The following is an 18,918-nucleotide window of genomic DNA, read 5'->3' as shown; positions in this document are numbered from 1 at the left end:
AAATATAGCAGCCAGCATTTTCCATGTGGGGAATTAAGACCAATTAACAAAATCGCGCGACAGGATGTTTTGCGTCACCATGACCGAAAAAATACGCCTCGATTAAAACATCAAAAACACTGATTTATTTACTGATTTTTAGACAATCTCGACTATAGTTCTTTGTAATGCAGTGACACGATTTTTGGCGTTCTTTTCAGCCAAAACGTTTTTTGAGGTAAACCAATGCCTATCAATTTAGATAACTACTCCATTCGTATTAAAATGGCAGTGCCACTTTTGGCGATTACACTTCTTTTACTCATCATTAGTCTGTTCAGTTTCAAAAATGCAAACAAGCTAATGGGTGACTTATCCCAAGTTTCCAACAGTTATGTGCAATCTATTTCTAAAAGCATCAATGCCGATAGAGATTTATATCAAGCACTCACAGCCACACAAGAATCTGATGCTGCATAAAGGCACAAATAAAAAGAGTCAATTCCGTGATGAATATGAAGAAAACGCAGAGCAAGCCCATCAGCGCATGACTGAGGTTATGGCACTGTTCAAAGACAATGATGATATACGCGCAGCTACATCAGGTTTTGAACGCGACTTCAATACTTGGAAGACCTTGAGTACTGAACTATTCGGCATCATCGACTCTCAAGGAGTAGACGCTGCAATCGCGCATAATAATCAGAAGGTGATGCCTGCATTTGAGACTCTGCGAGGTTATTACGACAAGGTAGGTGAAACACTGTTGGCACTTACCGATAAACGAACACAGACCGCAGAAAGTGAAAATAGCGAACAAAATGCGTTCTTGGTCATCATTGCGCTAATCACTCTCGCGGTGTGTCTTGTCAGTATTTTAGTGGCACCAAGGCTTATCACCTCACGCATTATCAAAGTCACCGAGCGTATCAACGATATCTGTGACGGTGATGGTGACTTAACACACCGCCTTGATGAGGGCGGAAAAGACGAAATCACCACACTATCCAAGGCGTTTAACAAGTTAATTGACAACATTCATGGCTTAGTAAAAGACATCAGCAAGGAATCTGATGCATTAAATCAGGCGGTTAATTCACTAGAAGACATATCAATAACCAGTGAAAAAACATCTGATGAACAAAATCAGAAGCTCGATCTAGTCGCAACTGCCATTACCGAGATGTCCCACGCTGTGCATGAAATCGCTGCAAACACTCAAACAGCATCCACTGAAACGCAGCAAGTACAAGTTCATTGCCAGCAAACAACACTCGTTGTCGATGAGTCACTTGCCAAGGTCAGTCACTTATCTCAATCGATGCAAAGTGCCAGCGAGGTCATTCAAACTCTTGCGAATGAATCCAAAAACATTGCTCGAGTACTCGATGTCATCAGGGAAATCGCTGAACAAACCAACTTACTCGCGCTTAACGCCGCAATTGAAGCCGCTCGCGCTGGCGAACAGGGCCGTGGCTTTGCTGTAGTCGCCGATGAAGTGCGCACGCTGGCAAGTCGTACCCAGAACTCCACTGAAGATATCCAAAAAATGGTGCAAGATTTAGAGCGTGGAGTTGTACAGGCGGTTGAGGCCATTGATGGTGGCAACGCTGCGGTACTCGACGTCGAGGAGCTATCGGACAAAACTAAGAGTGTTCTTGAAGAGATGCGCCATGCCGTAGAAGTTGCTAATGACATGATTTACCAAATAGCCACGGCGACTGAAGAACAAAGCTCTGTCGTTGATGACGTCACCAGCAACGTAAACGGTCTAAATTCACTGACACAAAAAGCGCTAGATCAAGTATCGCAAACGCGTGCCCAGTCCAGTAATATAGCGAACATATCGACAGATTTAGTGAAGTCAGTGAATAGCTTTAAACTGTGAATTCGCCCCATTTGAACAGGATACGTGATGATTGAGCCAACGTTTTCAGACAACGAAGATGCACGTATCCAAGCTGTGCAATTATTGAAGCTGTTGGATACCCCTGCTGAGGAGCGATTTGATCGTATCACCCGTATCGCCAAGCATATGTTTTCAGTCCCGATAGTGTTAATCACCTTAGTTGACACTAATCGACAATGGTTCAAGTCACGTCAAGGGTTAGACGATATTCAAACTCCACGTTCCGTGTCGTTTTGTGGTCATGCGATTAATCAGAAAGAACCCTTGGTTATAAACGATGCGTTGCGTGATGAGCGCTTTGCTGACAACCCTTTAGTGATAGGACCTCCGCATGTTCGGTTCTATGCAGGCTGCCCAATAAACTCCCCAAATGGTTATCCCGTAGGCACCTTGTGCTTGATCGATCATGAACCCAAGCACATGACCGAGCAGGATATCAGCATGCTTAAAGAGTTGTCTCTGTTGGTAGAACATGAATTTAAAGTAACCACGTTAGTGACTCTTGATGAGCTTACCGGCATCAGTAACCGTCGCGGCTTTGAAATGCTGGCACAACATGCCCTAGCACACTGTAAACGGGAACAGCTAAACGCTTGTTTACTCTTTATTGATTTAGATAACTTTAAGAACATAAACGACACCCTCGGCCACCAAGTTGGTGATGAAGTATTACGTGACTTTGCGCGGCATTTAAATGAGTCTTTTCGCGCCTCAGACATCTTTGCACGCATGGGTGGTGATGAATTTGTGGTGCTTTTCAGCGACACGAGCGAAACAGAACTTGAAGGATTACTGAGTCGATTAAATCAGCGCATTGAGGCCTATAATCGGGCGAATAAATCCTCGTTGCGGCTTGAATACAGCCTTGGGCATGCAGAATTTACAGGTGAACAAAGCCTTATTGAGTTAGTCGATTGGGCTGACTCACACATGTACAAACACAAAAGTATAAAGCGTGAAGCACTGCGTTAACTGTGCTGTTTCATTACTGAGTGCAACTCATCGCATTATCACGCGTACAATAATGAAACGGTAAATAGTAATGTTCTTGACTTGGCTTCTTACCATGTTTAATGAAGTCGTACAGCAGTTCTGCCCCTTTGCGCCCCATCTCAAACGGATCTTGCCCTATATTGATGCTTGATAAACCATCAGCTAAAGCAAGCAATTGCTCCTGTTCGGTGTCCGCGGAGACAATCACCAGCTCTTGATTTTCTATTAGCGCTTTGTGAGGAGCTAATTGCTCTATGTATTTTGAATTAAACTGTGCAAATCCAGCAACACCAATAAACATTGGTCTAGGATCATAGCTTATGAGCGTCATCAGCTGCGCCAGAGCTTCATCACGACGGCCTAATGTATACAGTGGGCAGCGAGGGTGCTCGGTCCACCCAGAGCGACCATCAAGGCGTATATCCGCTCGACCTGATAATGCATAGCGCACGCCTTTTATACGTTCATTAAGGTTAGGAGTAGTTTCATGACCTGATTGAATGCACACAGATTGGTTTTCTTGATTACTGAATTTTTTAGCTGCTTCGCCAAGGGCAACTCCAAAATCAAAGTTGTTGGTGCCAACATACGCCAAGCGAAAGTGTGCGTGTTGTGGTAGTAAATCGGAATCAAAGGTGACAACGGGAATGCCTTTACGCTGCGCCAACGTCAGCGCTCGACCGGCGAGAAACTCAGAATCGGTGGTGGATACGAGCAAGCCGTCTATGTCTTGATTTAGCAACTCTTCAACGATAAGAACTTGTGTGCGCACATCTTGGTAATCATCTGAACCATCATAGATGCATTCAACGTCTGGGTGGGATTCAGTGAACGCTTTACAGCCAGAAAAAGACGCCTGATAAAACGTGTCATTTTTAGTTTTACCTACCACCGCAAGGGTCAATTTAGCCGTCGCTTCAACACTCACCAAAGCCATCATATTTAATAGCGAAAAAGTAAAAACTCGCACAAAAAAGCTCATAGATTTACTACATCCTCTACTATCGAATACGCCCTACTCTAGCACTTTGGCGATTATCTCATCATTCGTTAAAAAATGTAAACAAAGTGATTTTTACGCTAGCAAAAATTACGAATAAGTCATTATTTAGATCGCCAACAAGGCCGATGAAAAGCCCACGACACCCACTAAAATGCAACACTAAATCATTACTCAATCAATTTTAGTACCACAACAGGGAAAACATGAATTACGGCTATAAATCAATGTGTTGAAAATAAGTTTCTAGAAAGTCAACGCACCTTGGATGTCGTGAGTTGTCATCACAGTGTCGCATAATGTCAAGAATTCAAATTACTTTGTAACTACCTTGTAAAGTCACAGTTAAAAACTGGGTTTCATTATGCAACCCTAGCTGTTCAACACACATGGTATGAGATTATGAAAGCACACGCGATTAGCACACAAAAATTATTATTAGCGAGTCTTGTTTATGCTGCTTTACATCAAGGACAGGCGTCGGCAGAAGAACAACAACGTGAACCCGAGGATAGAACCCTCGAAACCATCACTGTTACCTCTTTAAAACGTTCTCAATCACTCAAAGAAGTTCCTCTTTCTGTTTCTGCAGTCAATGCTGAAAAGCTCGAGAACTCTGGTATTGAGCGTTTGGAAGATTTGTCTGGTTATATTCCCAATTTTAAAATAGCCAAAGATTCGATTGCCGACCGAATTAATATCCGCGGTATGCAATCAGGCAACCAAGCTGGCTTTGAGCAGTCTGTTGGTACCTTCGTCAATGGCGTATACCGTGGCCGAGGCGTGCAATCACGATTCTCTTTTGTCGATGTTGAACGCGTTGAAGTCATGCGTGGACCACAAAGTATTCTCTTTGGGAAAAACACGGTCGCTGGCGCATTGAACATCACAACCGCTCGCCCGGATGATGTTTTCAATGGCCGTGTGAGCGCCAGTTACAACCCAACCCATGAGCAGACAGAGCTCAGTGGTATGGTCACGGGTGCACTTAGCGATGACGTACGCGCTCGTGCATTTATACTCTCAAGAGAAATGGATGAAGGTTGGCTGCACAATAACTTTTATGACCAAGGTGGTCCATTAAGCGAAGAACTGATGGGACGTTTTACGCTTGAATGGGATGCGGGCGATAGCACGCTTGTGACTGTAATGTTGGAATCGAGTGATTTTGAGGTGGGTGCGTTTCCACATGGTACACGCAAAGCAGGTCCCATCGCTGCATTCGCGGCCATAGAAAGTTATACAGAAGCGAATATAGGGAATACTCATCCGGTTCTAAATTTTGGTTCGTCGCAGCGTATGGACGGTAAGTCGAACGAGCTTTCAATCACCAGTGAAACTGAGTTTGAATCAGGCGCACTGACAATCACAGCCGGTCATTCAACCTATGAATTTGATCGCAGTCTCGATGCTGATTATTCAGCACTGGATGGTTTACGTTTTAATGACAGTGAAGACTTTAGCCAAAACAGTTTAGAACTGCGTTTCGCATCTAACACTGGGGGCGAGTTTGAATACATGACTGGCCTATATTGGCAGCAGCAAGACCTTACTACTGACGGTTTATCTTTGTTTAATATTCCTACCCTGAAACAAGTCTTACTTGGCGGCTGTACAGCGGGCGTAAATGCACTCGGTGGTGACATCAATAGCGTTTATGCACCAGGCGATGTAGTCAGCACTGGCGTAGGTGTAATTAGCTTGGGTGGTCCTGCAAGCCTGTTGAATGCGTGCGGTACGGCTGCGGCTTTTGCAGGTATTCCAACAGGTGTTGGCCGCTATGCTAAACTCGAGCAAGACTCTGACACATATGGAATTTTTGCTCAAGGAACATGGAATGTGAATGAGGATTTCCGTGCAACATTAGGTGTGCGCTACACCAAAGAAGACAAATCCGCTGATAAAGCGGGCTACGCAACTGATTTTACTCCTAACAACAAAGAGCAAAGTACGAATGCACTTGTGATAGCTGTTGCAGAGCAGGTCGGTGAGTTTAAAACCCACAATTTTACTTCTTCAGATCCGGGTATGAGCCGTAGCGAAAATTCATTAGATTGGTCTGTAAATCTGCAATACGACGTTAACGACGATACCATGAGCTACGCGACTGTGGGCACAGGTTTCAAATCAGGCGGATTCAACTCTTTCTACATGCGCAGCCCAGAAGGTGCAAACTCCAATGATGTGGCATTTGAGGAAGAAGATGTTTTAGCATTTGAGGTCGGTACAAAAACTACGTTATTCGAGGGTGTCGCAGATATCAACATTGCCGCATTCCACTCAACATTTGATGACATTCAAGTTGCTGTATTCAGTGGCAATACCACATTTGAAGTGAAAAATGCCGCAAAAGCAAAATCTTATGGCCTAGAAATCGATGGTCGCTGGGCCGCAACTGAATCACTCACTGTGACAGGCGCTCTTGGCTTACTTAATTTTGAGTACGATGACTTTGTGAATCAAGCGTGTACGAGCGACCAGTTCTTATCTACACGCCAAGCCTTGTATGCGGGTACTAATGACATTGCTCAGAAAATTGGTATTGCTATGGGATACAACAATGCAGCGTGTGCAAACGCCGGCATCAATGACATGAGCGGCAAAACGGCATCCAATGCGCCAGAGACTACGGCATCCCTAGCTTTCAACCACATAACCGACTTTGATGAGTATGAATTGATCAGCAATTTAGACTTCAACTACCGCAGTTCTGTTTATCGCGTTGACGATCTGGATCCAATTGGCGAAGAGCCGGCTGAAACCTTTGTTAATGCGAGCCTGCGATTGAATTCTTTAGAGCATGGTTGGTCGCTTACCCTGATCGGTAAAAACCTGACCGATGTTGAACACTTCGATTACATCAACGATGTGCCCTTATTCCCCGGCGCGCACAACTTTATGCCGTTAGCGGGTCGCAACTTCACGTTGCGCTTCGACTACGCGTTCGGCGAATAACCAAACCTTTGCGCGATAGGTATGCAGTGCTCTGTGCTGCATACCTATTTTTACTTTGAGTTATGATTTTATGTCACACATATTTCGCCAACCACTGATTCACTTTTTAGTCATTGGTGCCTGTTTACTAGGTGCTTACACCTTATTATCTGATCCGTTGGCCACAAACGATGGCAAGCGGATAGTCGTCAATAATGATCGCCTTGCGGTGTATCTGCAGTTTCGAAACAAACGTTTCTCTAAGAATCAAGCAGAGCAAGCTCTCGCTGGACTCACCGAGGAAGAACGACAGTCCTTAATTCACGATTTCATCACCGAAGAAGTGCTCGTAAAAGAAGCCAACAACTTGGGGCTCGCAAACGATGACTTCGTGATTCGCCAACGCCTACTACAGAAAATGCATTTTCTTAACCAAGGTTTTGTCAATCAAAGCCAAAAGATTGATGAGTTAGCGCTTGAGCAATACTTTAATGCGCACCAAGCTGACTATGCCAAACCTGCTGTATTGACCTTTAGTCATCTCTATTGGTCACCGGCAAAAGATAACAACGCACAAATAAATACGCTCACCAAACTGCGAGATACGCTAAACGCAGACATGACTGACCCAACAAGCGCTGCACACATCGGCGAGCTTTTTGTGTTTAACCGCCACTACACACAAAGAACAGCCGATCATGTTGCGGGGCATTTTGGCGACGACTTTGTCCTCGCAATCAAACAGCAACAGACGCAACACGGGAGCTGGATTGGTCCTATCAAATCAGCACATGGCTGGCACCTTGTGTACCTCAATGAATTTAATGACGCCTATATCCCTGAGCTTGACGATGTACGTCCTCTCGTGACCCAAGATGCGTTGGCTGCAACGAGTCAGCACCGTGCTGATGAACTCATCGCCAACATAGTGTTGCAGTACGAAATCATTCAAAGCGAAGACGCGCAAGGTAACGAGGTCGTTCAATGATGCGTGTTTTCATCTTGCTCGGATTACTGATGGTGAGTCTGCAGGTACTGAGTCACGATGCGCGCCCAATTGTAATTGAAGTGTATGAGCGCGCTCAGCAAGTCAGTATTAATGTGAAAGCGCCCGCTTCGATGACCTTGGCTGGCTTTCCCGGTGTTAGTATTGATGCCCACTGTAATAGCGCTGTGCATTCTGGGATGCAACGTTATGCTGGAGAGTTCCGTGCTTCGTACATTTATGACTGTGCAAAACCCATTAACGGTGCCAATTTACAGCTTCACTTTCCAGAGGCTAACCCGTCATTATCTACGCTAATCAAGGTTGAGTTACAAAGCTCCGAGCAATTCAGTGTGCTGCTTAGCCCTGATGAGACGACATGGACTATTCCTCAACGAGAGCAAGCAACTAGGATAGCCACCAGCTATGTAAAAATGGGGGTATTACATATTTGGCTAGGCTGGGATCACTTACTGTTTGTGCTGTGCTTATTGCTGATCGCCAACAGTAAAAAACGCCTCATATACACCATCACGGGGTTTACACTAGGCCATTCCATCACTCTCATCGCCACGGTAATGCAGTGGGTAAGTATGCCCATAGCGTTAGCTGAAACCCTGATTGCAATGAGCTTACTTTTTCTCGCTGTAGAAATAGCAAAGCAACAACCGAGTTCTTGGACCTTTAAATACCCCGTGATCATAGCCGCTCTGTTTGGTTTATTGCATGGATTTGGTTTTGCCTCCGTATTGAGTGAGATTGGTTTACCCCAATTGCACCTCATCAATGCGTTGGTGTCTTTCAATTTGGGTATTGAACTTGGACAAGTTGCTTTTGTTCTCATAGCTCTTGCCCTGATAAAACTCGCAAAAAAACACACCCCTTCAGTAGCAACAAGTGCGCTGAGTATGAACGCTTTTATTTACGTAATTGGTGGCTTGTCTGCGTTTTGGTTTTTACAGCGCAGCGCCAACATGTTTATTCCGGGATTAACACTATGAAAAAACTATCGCTTATCAGCGCAGCTGTTATTGCGCTTACGAGCACTCAAACCCTAAGTAACGAGAGACAACTATTGTGGGGAGACACACACCTGCATACGTCTTACTCGATTGATGCGTATTTAATGGGTAATAAAACAGCCACACCTGATACTGCATACCGATTCGCGAAGGGACTGCCAGTTGTGCACCCAGCCTCAGGCGTGAAGGTACGCCTGAATGAGCCATTGGATTTCTTGGTGGTGTCTGATCATGGTGAATACCTTGGCATCATTCAGAAGATCTTTGCTGGCGACCCATTGTTAATGCAAACCGAAATTGGCCGCCGCTGGAATGAGTTGGCCAAACAAGGCCAAGGCCGAGATGCTTACTTTGAAGCCGTTGGTCACGCCAACACAGGCATTCCCTCTCCCGAACTACAACAAGATAACATTCGCGCCAGTGTATGGTCAGAGATCGTCGGTGCAGCAGAGCGTCACAACGATCCAGGGCATTTTACGGCATTTGTGGGGTGGGAATGGAGCTCAATCACCGACGGTGCAAATTTACACCGCGTGGTGATTTCTGATGCCGACAAAGACAGTGCAAAAACTTTCCTACCCTACACTTTGTTTGACAGTGACAAACCGGAAAATCTTTGGAAATGGCTGGATAAAACAGCCAAAGAAACAGGTGTCGACTTTGTGGCTGTTCCCCATAACTCAAATATCAGTAAGGGTTTAATGTTCCCAGTGGTTGATAGTTTTGGAAACCCAATTGACCGTAGTTATGCACAATCGCGCATGCGTTGGGAGCCTGTGGTTGAAGTGACTCAGGTGAAAGGCGACTCCGAAACTCACCCTGCCTTATCGCCAGATGACGAATTTGCCGGGTATGAAAAATTCGACAAAGTCATGCAAACAGGCGGCAAAAAAGGCGATGCCAGCAAAGAAGATGCACAGGCTAACTACGTACGCTCAGCGCTTAAGCGCGGCCTTGAATTTGAAGAAAAAATAGGTGCAAACCCATATAAGTTCGGCATGATAGGTTCGACGGATTCGCACACTGGACTATCCACTTACGAAGAGGCGAATTTCTGGGGCAAAATGGCCATCGATTCAACCCCTGCAGCAACGCTGGACCCAACAAAAATCGTCGTACCACCCGATACGATTGGCGCTGATATGAGTGCTGCGGGTCTAGCCGCAGTATGGGCCGAAGACAACACCCGCGAGTCCATCATGGCCGCGTTTAAACGCAAAGAAGTATACGCAACAACAGGCCCTCGCATGTCAGTGCGCCTGTTTGCAGGATATGACTTTTCCGCTGCCGATGCCGAAGCACCAGATTTAGCACTCATTGGCTATAAAAAAGGTGTGCCCATGGGCGGTGATTTACCAGCAGCAGCCAATGCAAAGCCTGTAAGCTTGCTCATTGAAGCGATGCGTGACCCTCGTTCCGGTTCACTCGATAGAGTTCAAGTTATTAAAGGCACTGTCGGTGAGGACGGTAAAGCAAAAGAGAAAGTGTATAACGTTGCTTGGGCGGGCGATCGCACGTTAGATGAAAATGGCCAACTGGCAGCTATCACCAATACTGTTGATACTGCCACGCTTAAATGGGACAACTCAGTGGGCGAAGACAAACTCACCACGACTTGGGTAGACCCAGACTTCAATCCAAGTGAGCGTGCTTTCTATTATGTGCGCGTTTTGGAAATTCCAACACCGCGCCACACATTGCGTGATGCAGTGGCACTGGATGTGGACAACCCAGCTAAATACCCAGCGACGATTCAAGAAAGAGCATACAGCTCACCGGTGTGGTATTCACCAAAATAATGATGACAGACTGTGGGGGCATGGCTCCCCACAGTTACTCACTGTTAGCACTAAGCACCAAATTACGACCTTGATCTTTTGCTTGGTAAAGCAACATATCTGCATTTTTTAACGCCTCGGACAACGTAGCATTATGCATACAATCAACGAGCCCAGCACTGAAATGTATATTCAACTCAGCGTTTTCGAATTGGAACTTCTGATCCGCTATGGCTTCGCGAAGGCATTCAATTTTGGCAAAAGATGTGTCGAGTGGGCCTTTGATTAAACACACAAATTCCTCACCACCGAGGCGATAGACTTCGTCGTTTCCAAGTTGAAATTGAAACTGTTTGCTTAACTCGACCAGTGCGAAATCTCCCACATCATGACCATAAGTATCGTTGATTGCCTTGAAATGGTCGACATCGATGACCGCGAGGCAAAAAGCTTCGTTTGTGAGTTTTTTGGCTGCAAAGTCTCGCGCCAACGCTTCTCGATTGAGTAATCCAGTTAATGTATCTGTGAGTGCTAGCTGAGTCAGGCTGTACTCGTTGTGCATCCTTACACGCTCATACGCATTCGCTATGAGCATAATTATCACATAGGGAAAGACAAGATTGATCAATCCCGGATGCCACAACTTGTGCAAAATAAATACATTGTTGTAGGCAAATATACTGGCGCCAATCAATAACATGGCGCTACAAAATACCAAACTGTGACGTTTATCCAGCAGCATGAACGCCATCACAGGAATTGAATACCACCACTGAATGACTGAGTTACCCGGTTTAAGTTGGCTGTAGGCCAAGATAATTAAAAACGCGTACCCATAGACGACCGCATACTTGTGCCATTGGTTATGACTGCCTTTGTATGCCTTGTATGCACAGACGGTGAAAACGAACATAAACAGCACTTCGGCTAGAATGACGAACTGCTTACTCGGTGAAAAATTCAATGAATTAGAAAGCGCAGTTGCAAAGCAGGCTAACGCCAAGCAAATGCTCGTGACGATAAGAATATTTCTCTGTATTCGAACGTTTGTCGTATTAACTGATAAGGCCATAGTTATTTTTGTAAGTTAAGTGTGGCTATATACACGCGTTATCCATTCGCTGATCATCAGTCTTAAAGAAGCGGACTTTTTTGACCCAAACTATCATTTGGCTGCACGTTTACGTTTGTTAGAATCAGTATACACATGTTTTACGACATTTTTATACTGCAATAGATTACACTAACAGCGGCTGATGTGGGCGATTGCAATTTGTAAGCCTATGCACTGTCGGCACATTTCTATCGAGTTCACTTTTGGTAAACAATTACCGATAAAGTATTATCATAATAAACCACCAGGAAACTAAGGGACTCTTTGCAATGGATAAACTCAGAGCGATACAAGTGTTTAGGCGCGTTGTAGAACTTGGCAGTTTCACGGCAGCAGCGCAAGATCTAAGCCTCTCCAAAGCCGCTGTGAGCAAAAATATCGCTGAACTAGAAGGCTTCCTTAGAACGCCTTTAATCAATAGAACCACACGTACCTTGCACATTACTGAACACGGACAGCGCTACTTTGAGCAAATAAAATCAATTTTAGAAAACTTAAACGACGCCGAACTTTCGATTCAGCAGTCGTCTACGACGCTCGATGGTACGATAAAAGTCAGTTTGCCTATGTCTTTTGGACTCTTGCTACTGCACCCCATTGTCTGCGAATTCATGGCCCTACATCCTGAACTATCGATTGAAGTCGTCATGGGTGACAGCTACCTCGATTTGGTCGACCACGGAATTGATGTTGCAATTAGAGGAGGAGGCTTGCTTAAAGACTCTTCGTTGCGCTCTCGAAAACTAATTGAACTTGAACGCGTCGTGTGTGCGGCGCCAAGCTATGTAGAAAGTGCCCCAAAATTAGATTCTCCGCAGGACTTAAACGCTCATAACTGCTTAATCTACACGTTATCTTCGTCACCGCATCGATGGATCTTTTACAAAGACAATCAATCGCTACATGTTGATATAAAAGCGGGCGCTTACGCTGTTAACAATGGCCTAGCTGTCAAACAGGCTGCTGTTGCTGGGCTCGGTATCACCTTGAGCCCGCGTAGTATTGTTCAGTCATCTCTTGATAACGGGGAACTCATAGAATTACTCACACAATGGCGCCCTGAAAAACACGCACTCTTTGCTATTTACCCTTTTCACAAAGAGCGCTCTTTAAGGGTGAGAAAGTTTATTGATTTCATGATTGAAAGATTGGACACAGACAAGACTCTTTAATATTTGTTCACCACCAGTGAACAAACAGTCAACCAAAATGCTGTTTTTCTACTTTTAGATAACTCCTACACTCCTTAGCAGGTGAACACCAGAGGGGTGTTCAATGTGGAGTAACTAATTATGAAAAGTTTAATTAACTGGGTGGCTATCCCAGCCATTTTGATAGCGGCTATATCAATGTCGTTTGCAGGGCAAGCATCAACCGAAGGTCAGCTCACTCTTTCTTTCAGTGATGGCAGAGCAGATGTAAATGGCATTGAAAGTGTGAACAAACACCTACTGCAAGTGGGTGTGCGAGTGAGCAAAGTACCCTTGCCAAAACAAGCCGCGCCAATTCTTAAAGCGTCAGCGCAAAGAGCCATTACAACTCAAGAGAGTGAACAGTTAATATCGATGTTTTCACTTAACCGAGCACAATTATTAGAGCAAATTGAACTAGCTGGTCGTCAACCCGAAGCGCACAGAGGAGGTTACCTCTCTACCTCTGAAGTCGGGGTAGCGCCTTACCCTAAAGTGTATGATATGCGTGGCCTTTCCACTGATGTAAAACACTTCCTACAGCGTAAGTTTGGCAAATTGCATGTTAACAGTGCTGATTCTGGCGTCGGTATCGATGAGGTTATGACCATTGTGTCGGGTGGCTCATGGACATGGTTCTTTGTGCTTCCAAACGACGTGGTTGGTAAACTCACACTTGGCCACGTGAGCTTAAATGGTGAAGCATGGCGTATTAGCTACCCAGGCCTTGTGCCACACGGTGGATATCTTGATGCAGAGTACGGTCTAGTTGTCGCCTACGCACATGGACCGCAACACTTTGTAATGCGCTATCAAGAGCCAAGTGTACAAGGTGCAAAAACGCTTGATGACAATCCATGGATAGATTTCACAAGTGAGCAGCCAAAATTACTTAAAAAAGCCAAACAATAAACGCTTGCAGTGGGTCCAATCGGACCCACTTAACAGCGAAGCACATCATTGAACCACACAGTGAAAAAAGGGCCTAAATCGCTGTTATTGACGTTAAGTGACGTCATTTCAAAACACCCTCTCGCGTTTTACACTGTTATGCCCCTTCTCGTTCATACTCATTCCTTATTAAATTAATTTTCGAGCGTGTCTATTACGCCTTTTAATTCAGGTATTTCTGCTAAAATTAGCAACTTAGTCGGCACGTTGATGAAAAAATTGAATTACCTCTCTATGTGATTTAGCGTGTAAAATGCCGAACGTTTTTTTTGATATGCCGGAGCGCCATACATGGCCACTTCTTCTACTTTGCTGTCATTTCAAAAAGTGTCTAAAAGTTTCGACCAGTCAGACATTTTGAATGACTTCAACCTAGAAATTTCCGATGGTGAGTTTTTCACCATCCTAGGACCTTCAGGGTGTGGTAAAACCACAGTACTGCGTTTAATTGCGGGCTTTGAATCGCCAGATGCAGGTGTAATTACCATTGATGGCCAAAACGTTAATGCCGTCAGTGCTGAGCAGCGTCCGGTGAATACCGTATTCCAAAGCTATGCCCTGTTCCCGCATATGTCGGTGGCCGACAACGTCGCTTTTGGTTTGAAGATGTCGGGTGTGGCAGCACCGGAGCGCGCACAACGAGTAAAAGAAGCGTTAGAGTTGGTTAAACTCACTGGTTTTGAAAAACGCATGCCTTCGCAGCTTTCGGGCGGCCAAAAGCAGCGCGTGGCCATTGCGCGTGCCATTGTCATGCGCCCCAAGCTTCTGTTGTTAGACGAATCACTGTCAGCGCTTGATTACAAGCTACGCCAACAGATGCAGATGGAACTCAAACAAATTCAACGCCAGCTTGGTGTGACCTTTGTGTATGTGACCCACGACCAAGAAGAAGCACTGTCTATGTCTGACCGAATTTTGGTCATGAACAACGGTCAAGCACAGCAAATTGGCACCCCTCGCGACATTTACGAACAACCGGTGAATTTATTCGTCGCACGCTTTATTGGCGAAATTAACGTATTCGACGCTGTGATCCTCGAAAAAACAGGTGAATATGAATACCTCGCAGAGATCCAAGGCGTGCAAAAGCGCGTGCATTGCGATCAAAAACTCATCGCCGGTGACGAAGTACACATACTTCTGCGTCCAGAAGATTTGCGCATTGAATATGTAGAAGATGTACCGCGCGATTCCGTGGGCTTCTTTGGTCACATTAAAGAGCGCAGCTACACCGGGCAAACACTCGATTCCTTAATTGAAGTGGCTGACAACCAAGAAATTCGCGCCAGTGAATTCTTCAATGAAGATGACCCAGATTTCGATTACCGCATCGACCAAAAAGTGTGGATCAACTGGGTAGATGGTTGGGAACACGTTATCAAAAAGAGTGTGCTTTAATGTTTTCCTTTCGTCGTATGGTGATCACCCTCACCTTCACTTGGTTAACCATCATGGTGGTTGTGCCTCATCTGCTGGTGTTGGTGACGAGCTTTTTAACGCCTGACAGTCAGCATTTGGCGATTTGGCCAGCATCGCTTGAGGGCTATCAAAAAGTATTTCAACCTATCTACTTTGATGTATTTTTGAATAGCTTGTGGTTATCTGGCGTCTCCACCCTTATTTGCTTGCTCATTGGCTATCCCTTTGCGTTTATTCTCTCGCGCCAATCGCCGCTGACCCGCAATGTGCTGTTGGTATTGATGATGCTGCCGTTTTGGACCAACAGTTTAATTCGCACATACGCCATCAAACTCATTCTCGGTAAAAAGGGCTTAATCAATACCGCCTTGCTGGGCATGGGGATTATTGATGAACCGTTGAATATGCTGTACACCGAATTTGCGGTGATTTTTGGCTTAGTGTATATCTTGCTGCCATTTATGGTGCTGCCACTTATTTCCAGCTTTGAGAAGCTCTCTGTCGACTATGTGGAAGCCGCCAAAGACTTATCAGCCAATGCCCTGCAACGCTTTTGGCATATCTACTTGCCGTTGACGTCACCGGGCATAGTCGCCGGTTGTTTAATTGTATTCTTGCCAGCGATGGGCATGTTCTATGTTGCCGATATCCTCGGTGGTGCCACCAACTTACTGCTTGGCAACGTGATTAAAAACCAATTCTTAGTGGTGCGTGATTGGCCATTTGGCTCGGCGTTCAGTATTAGCCTGATTGTCATCATGGGATTGATGCTGTTTGCCTATTACAAAGCAAACCAACTGGTGCAACGCAAAGGAGGTTTGGATGACGAAGCTCTTTAAAGGCACCTTCTTGGCGGTGGTTTTTATGTTCCTGTATGCACCGATTGCCGTGTTGGTGGTGAACTCGTTCAATAAATCCAAATATGGCCATAAATGGTCTGGGTTCTCGTGGAAATGGTATGAAAAGCTCCTTGAAAACGACACCCTACTGACCGCTTTCACTAATTCATTGACGATTGCGGTGCTCGCTGCCAGTGCATCGGTGATTTTAGGTACCTTGATGGCGCTGGCGTTGTATCGCTATAAATTTAGATTTAAGCAAGCAGCCAGCAGCTCGTTATTCATTGTGATGATGTCGCCTGATATCGTGCTGGCCATTACCTTCTTGGTCTTATTTATGGTGCTTGGATTACAACTTGGTTTTTGGACGTTATTCATCGCCCACACCACCTTTTGTTTGCCGTTTGTGGTGATCACTATATATGCGCAACTGCGTGGTTTTGATCCTAACCTCGTTGAAGCAGCACAAGACTTAGGTGCGAGTGAGCGCCAGTTCTTTACCCATATTATGCTACCGTTATTGCTACCAGCGATCGCTGCTAGCTGGTTATTAAGTTTCACGCTCAGCTTGGACGATGTGATCATCAGCTCGTTCGTGACTGGTCCTGAATATGAAGTGTTGCCCATACGGGTATTTTCAATGGTGAAAGTGGGCGTTTCGCCAGAGGTAAACGTACTTGCCACCTTGTTACTCGGTTTCTCGGCGTTGTCGCTCATCGCGTTCAGCGTTTTAACTAAAAGGAAAAAATACGCATGAAGATTCTGCGCACCCTGATTGCTGCCACCGCTGCGCTTGCTGCAGCGAACGCATTTGCGGCAAATAAAGTCGTTGTTTACAACTGGAGTGAATACATTCCTGAAGATGTGGTAACTCAGTTCACTGAAGAAACGGGCATCGAAGTGGTGTATTCGACCTACGAAAGCAACGAGGTGATGTACTCGAAATTGCAACTGCAAAAGAACAAGGGCTACGACGTCGTTGTTCCATCAACTTACTACGTTGCTAAAATGGCTAAAGAAGGCATGCTACAAAAGCTAGACCCAGCCAAGCTAAGCAACAAAAGTAACCTAGACCCGCAGCTACTTAACAAAGAGTACGATCCAAATAACCAATACAGCATGCCTTATTTTTGGGGCTCAACAGGCATTGGCGTTAACAGCGAAGAGATGGATGTTGCGACTATCGATAGCTGGGCACAGCTTTGGGACCCGAAATACAAAAAGCAACTGCTGCTGACTGACGACGTACGTGAAGTATTCCACATGGCGTTGGTGTTAAACGGCCACTCGCCAAACACCACCAACCCAGAAGAAATCAAACAAGCGTATGAGCGTCTGCAAAGCTTGATGCCAAATGTATTGGTATTTAACTCAGATGCGCCACGCGAACCGTATTTAGCCGGTGACGTAGCACTTGGCATGATTTGGAACGGCGAAGTCATGCTGGCGCAAGAAGAAGACGACAGCTTGAAATACGTATACCCAAAAGAAGGCGCGGTGTTCTGGGTTGATAACTTTGTTATCCCAGCAGGCGCTGAAAACGTTGATGAAGCACACGCATTCATCAACTTTATGATGCGCCCAGACATCGCTCAAGCCTGTGTTGAGTACGTGGGCTACGCCACGGCTAACAAAGCGGCATTGGCACTACTGGACGAAGAAACACGCACGAACCCAGTGATCTTCCCACCAGCAGAAATCATCGAACAAGGTGTATTCCAAACTGATGTAGGTGAAGCGATGGAGCTTTACAACCAGTACTGGGAAAAACTGAAAGTGGGCCAATAAGGCATAACTAAGACGTTTTTTTGAAGAGGCTTAACTCGCAAGGGTTAAGCCTTTTTTGTGCTCGTCGGACTTACACTTCCACTTGAATCCTAGTCAACATTCGTTTTGCAAATAAGGTGTAAGTAGCTAGTAACTAAAACTGGTTGTTTCTCATTAATTTAACTCCCAACCATCGCTAAGCTTATATACCAACCTATCGCCTCCTTTAGCCGTCTTTTCATTTTTTAATTCAAAAACATCCATAAACTCCACAAACTGGGTCAGCGACTTAAAACCATACTCTTCCTTTAGCTTATTGAACTCGTCGGGAAAATCTCGTTTAAGTATGTGTCCTGCAGTGCTAACAGGCAACCACCCATCCTCCCTAGCGACTTCAGACAAAATTATACCTAAATATTTCGAAATTTGACTTTGCCTCAACTCCTCCATTTTGAGATCTTTTTCAAAATGCTCTGAGCAATAGTATTCACATATTCGCTTGTAGCCATCAATAAATCTTGTCACTAAGTTACGGAAGTATTTGATTTCTTCTCTAATTACTTCCGACTGTTCATCTAACTCCTGAGCTTTTCTCCTACAATCTTTTGGACAACGACCATCGAAATTTGCAGCGAAATGATGCGCGAGAATATTTCTTTGCTCGACTAACCTTGCAAGTGAAGCTTTTCTGCTGAGGTATTCTTGAGAGTCTAAATTTAAACTAAATCTAATCGCAAAATATGACTCTTCAACTTCTTCTGAAGTGGCGGATTCTTCAGGTTCTGAACCGCTAGTATTATCTATAAACAGACCAATCAACGTTCCCAATGTCTGTTTATCTACCACTTCTTGTTTTTTTGAGAAGATATTCTCGAGTTCACTAACCTTACCTTCGAGTTCACCTCTAGCTACTAAATACTTTAAAAGCTGTTCAAGCTGTTGGTACAGGAGTAAATTTCTGCCAACTTTCTGAAGGACTTCATTTACCAAGTCTTGATGTTCAATCATTCAATATATTGTCTTATTGTTAAATTCAGG

16 protein-coding genes are annotated in these 18,918 nt (G+C 45.0%); 13 read left to right on the top strand and 3 right to left on the bottom strand.

From position 1 onward, the window contains the following. Positions 1-225: 225 nt before the first annotated feature. From ACH19P_RS05265 to ACH19P_RS05255, 3 genes are read left to right on the top strand one after another with little or no spacing between them, the layout of a single operon-like run. Positions 226-459: a hypothetical protein gene (locus ACH19P_RS05265; protein WP_462157472.1), complete on the top strand. Its 234-nt coding sequence runs from the start codon at positions 226-228 to the stop codon at positions 457-459. Continuing rightward, positions 449-1,867 carry a methyl-accepting chemotaxis protein gene (locus tag ACH19P_RS05260; RefSeq protein WP_462157471.1) on the top strand — a complete coding sequence of 473 codons (1,419 nt, stop codon included), beginning with the start codon at positions 449-451 and terminating at the stop codon, positions 1,865-1,867. The genes ACH19P_RS05265 and ACH19P_RS05260 overlap by 11 nt, the downstream gene beginning before the upstream one ends. Positions 1,868-1,894: 27 nt before the next feature. Continuing rightward, positions 1,895-2,860 carry a GGDEF domain-containing protein gene (locus ACH19P_RS05255; protein ID WP_462157470.1) on the top strand — a complete coding sequence of 322 codons (966 nt, stop codon included), beginning with the start codon at positions 1,895-1,897 and terminating at the stop codon, positions 2,858-2,860. Positions 2,861-2,873: 13 nt separating this feature from the next. On the opposite strand, the gene ACH19P_RS05250 is transcribed toward ACH19P_RS05255, so the two are convergent. After that, positions 2,874-3,863: a substrate-binding domain-containing protein gene (locus ACH19P_RS05250; protein WP_462157469.1), complete on the bottom strand. Its 990-nt coding sequence runs from the start codon at positions 3,861-3,863 to the stop codon at positions 2,874-2,876. Between the two features lie 420 nt (positions 3,864-4,283). Here ACH19P_RS05250 and ACH19P_RS05245 point away from each other — a divergent pair, with 420 nt between their 5' ends. The 4 genes from ACH19P_RS05245 (at position 4,284) to ACH19P_RS05230 (ending at position 10,621) form a co-directional block, all read left to right on the top strand. Then, entirely contained in the window at positions 4,284-6,836 is a 2,553-nt protein-coding gene (locus ACH19P_RS05245) for a TonB-dependent receptor (protein ID WP_462157468.1), read from the top strand. A 70-nt stretch (positions 6,837-6,906) separates the two neighbouring features. Continuing rightward, the gene (locus tag ACH19P_RS05240) at positions 6,907-7,803 is read left to right on the top strand and encodes a peptidyl-prolyl cis-trans isomerase (RefSeq protein ID WP_462157467.1); all 897 of its coding nucleotides are present in this window, start codon (positions 6,907-6,909) and stop codon (positions 7,801-7,803) included. Beyond that, positions 7,800-8,801, top strand: coding sequence for a HupE/UreJ family protein (locus ACH19P_RS05235; protein ID WP_462157466.1), 1,002 nt, complete (start codon positions 7,800-7,802; stop codon positions 8,799-8,801). The genes ACH19P_RS05240 and ACH19P_RS05235 overlap by 4 nt, the downstream gene beginning before the upstream one ends. Further along, complete coding sequence (locus ACH19P_RS05230) at positions 8,798-10,621, top strand: DUF3604 domain-containing protein (protein ID WP_462157465.1); 1,824 nt, start codon at positions 8,798-8,800, stop codon at positions 10,619-10,621. Before ACH19P_RS05235 ends, ACH19P_RS05230 begins: the two co-directional genes overlap by 4 nt. Positions 10,622-10,655: 34 nt before the next feature. Here ACH19P_RS05230 and ACH19P_RS05225 read toward each other — a convergent pair whose 3' ends face one another. Continuing rightward, the gene (locus tag ACH19P_RS05225; RefSeq protein ID WP_462157464.1) at positions 10,656-11,672 is read right to left on the bottom strand and encodes a GGDEF domain-containing protein; all 1,017 of its coding nucleotides are present in this window, start codon (positions 11,670-11,672) and stop codon (positions 10,656-10,658) included. A gap of 311 nt (positions 11,673-11,983) precedes the next feature. On the opposite strand from ACH19P_RS05225, the gene ACH19P_RS05220 reads away from it, so the two are divergent. The 6 genes from ACH19P_RS05220 (at position 11,984) to ACH19P_RS05195 (ending at position 17,901) form a co-directional block, all read left to right on the top strand. Then, a complete protein-coding gene (locus tag ACH19P_RS05220) occupies positions 11,984-12,886 on the top strand; it encodes a LysR family transcriptional regulator (protein ID WP_462157463.1) in 903 nt (300 codons plus the stop codon). Between the two features lie 120 nt (positions 12,887-13,006). Further along, positions 13,007-13,816: a hypothetical protein gene (locus ACH19P_RS05215; protein WP_462157462.1), complete on the top strand. Its 810-nt coding sequence runs from the start codon at positions 13,007-13,009 to the stop codon at positions 13,814-13,816. A gap of 330 nt (positions 13,817-14,146) precedes the next feature. Then, a complete protein-coding gene (gene potA / locus ACH19P_RS05210) occupies positions 14,147-15,253 on the top strand; it encodes a spermidine/putrescine ABC transporter ATP-binding protein PotA (RefSeq protein WP_462157460.1) in 1,107 nt (368 codons plus the stop codon). Next, positions 15,253-16,113: a spermidine/putrescine ABC transporter permease PotB gene (potB, locus tag ACH19P_RS05205; RefSeq protein WP_462157459.1), complete on the top strand. Its 861-nt coding sequence runs from the start codon at positions 15,253-15,255 to the stop codon at positions 16,111-16,113. Before potA ends, potB begins: the two co-directional genes overlap by 1 nt. After that, positions 16,097-16,870, top strand: a complete 774-nt coding sequence (potC, locus tag ACH19P_RS05200) for a spermidine/putrescine ABC transporter permease PotC (protein WP_462157458.1) — start codon at positions 16,097-16,099, stop codon at positions 16,868-16,870. The genes potB and potC overlap by 17 nt, the downstream gene beginning before the upstream one ends. Beyond that, positions 16,867-17,901, top strand: a complete 1,035-nt coding sequence (locus ACH19P_RS05195; protein WP_462157457.1) for an extracellular solute-binding protein — start codon at positions 16,867-16,869, stop codon at positions 17,899-17,901. The genes potC and ACH19P_RS05195 overlap by 4 nt, the downstream gene beginning before the upstream one ends. Before the next feature lie 153 nt (positions 17,902-18,054). Here ACH19P_RS05195 and ACH19P_RS05190 read toward each other — a convergent pair whose 3' ends face one another. Continuing rightward, a complete protein-coding gene (locus tag ACH19P_RS05190) occupies positions 18,055-18,888 on the bottom strand; it encodes an OST-HTH/LOTUS domain-containing protein (RefSeq protein ID WP_462157456.1) in 834 nt (277 codons plus the stop codon). Positions 18,889-18,918: the final 30 nt, after the last annotated feature.

This window comes from Pseudoalteromonas sp. GB56, assembly GCF_054923835.1.
Note: the sequence above shows the minus strand (reverse complement) of the source record. Positions and strands in the feature narration are given on the sequence as shown.

Excerpts from the sequence above, each read along its gene's own strand:
- ACH19P_RS05265 (WP_462157472.1), top strand. The coding sequence starts at position 226 with ATGCCTATCAATTTAGATAACTACTCCATTCGTATTAAAATGGCAGTG.
- ACH19P_RS05260 (WP_462157471.1), top strand. The coding sequence starts at position 449 with ATGCTGCATAAAGGCACAAATAAAAAGAGTCAATTCCGTGATGAATAT.
- ACH19P_RS05255 (WP_462157470.1), top strand. The coding sequence starts at position 1,895 with ATGATTGAGCCAACGTTTTCAGACAACGAAGATGCACGTATCCAAGCT.
- ACH19P_RS05250 (WP_462157469.1), bottom strand. The coding sequence starts at position 3,863 with ATGAGCTTTTTTGTGCGAGTTTTTACTTTTTCGCTATTAAATATGATG.
- ACH19P_RS05245 (WP_462157468.1), top strand. The coding sequence starts at position 4,284 with ATGAAAGCACACGCGATTAGCACACAAAAATTATTATTAGCGAGTCTT.
- ACH19P_RS05240 (WP_462157467.1), top strand. The coding sequence starts at position 6,907 with ATGTCACACATATTTCGCCAACCACTGATTCACTTTTTAGTCATTGGT.
- ACH19P_RS05235 (WP_462157466.1), top strand. The coding sequence starts at position 7,800 with ATGATGCGTGTTTTCATCTTGCTCGGATTACTGATGGTGAGTCTGCAG.
- ACH19P_RS05230 (WP_462157465.1), top strand. The coding sequence starts at position 8,798 with ATGAAAAAACTATCGCTTATCAGCGCAGCTGTTATTGCGCTTACGAGC.
- ACH19P_RS05225 (WP_462157464.1), bottom strand. The coding sequence starts at position 11,672 with ATGGCCTTATCAGTTAATACGACAAACGTTCGAATACAGAGAAATATT.
- ACH19P_RS05220 (WP_462157463.1), top strand. The coding sequence starts at position 11,984 with ATGGATAAACTCAGAGCGATACAAGTGTTTAGGCGCGTTGTAGAACTT.
- ACH19P_RS05215 (WP_462157462.1), top strand. The coding sequence starts at position 13,007 with ATGAAAAGTTTAATTAACTGGGTGGCTATCCCAGCCATTTTGATAGCG.
- potA (WP_462157460.1), top strand. The coding sequence starts at position 14,147 with ATGGCCACTTCTTCTACTTTGCTGTCATTTCAAAAAGTGTCTAAAAGT.
- potB (WP_462157459.1), top strand. The coding sequence starts at position 15,253 with ATGTTTTCCTTTCGTCGTATGGTGATCACCCTCACCTTCACTTGGTTA.
- potC (WP_462157458.1), top strand. The coding sequence starts at position 16,097 with ATGACGAAGCTCTTTAAAGGCACCTTCTTGGCGGTGGTTTTTATGTTC.
- ACH19P_RS05195 (WP_462157457.1), top strand. The coding sequence starts at position 16,867 with ATGAAGATTCTGCGCACCCTGATTGCTGCCACCGCTGCGCTTGCTGCA.
- ACH19P_RS05190 (WP_462157456.1), bottom strand. The coding sequence starts at position 18,888 with ATGATTGAACATCAAGACTTGGTAAATGAAGTCCTTCAGAAAGTTGGC.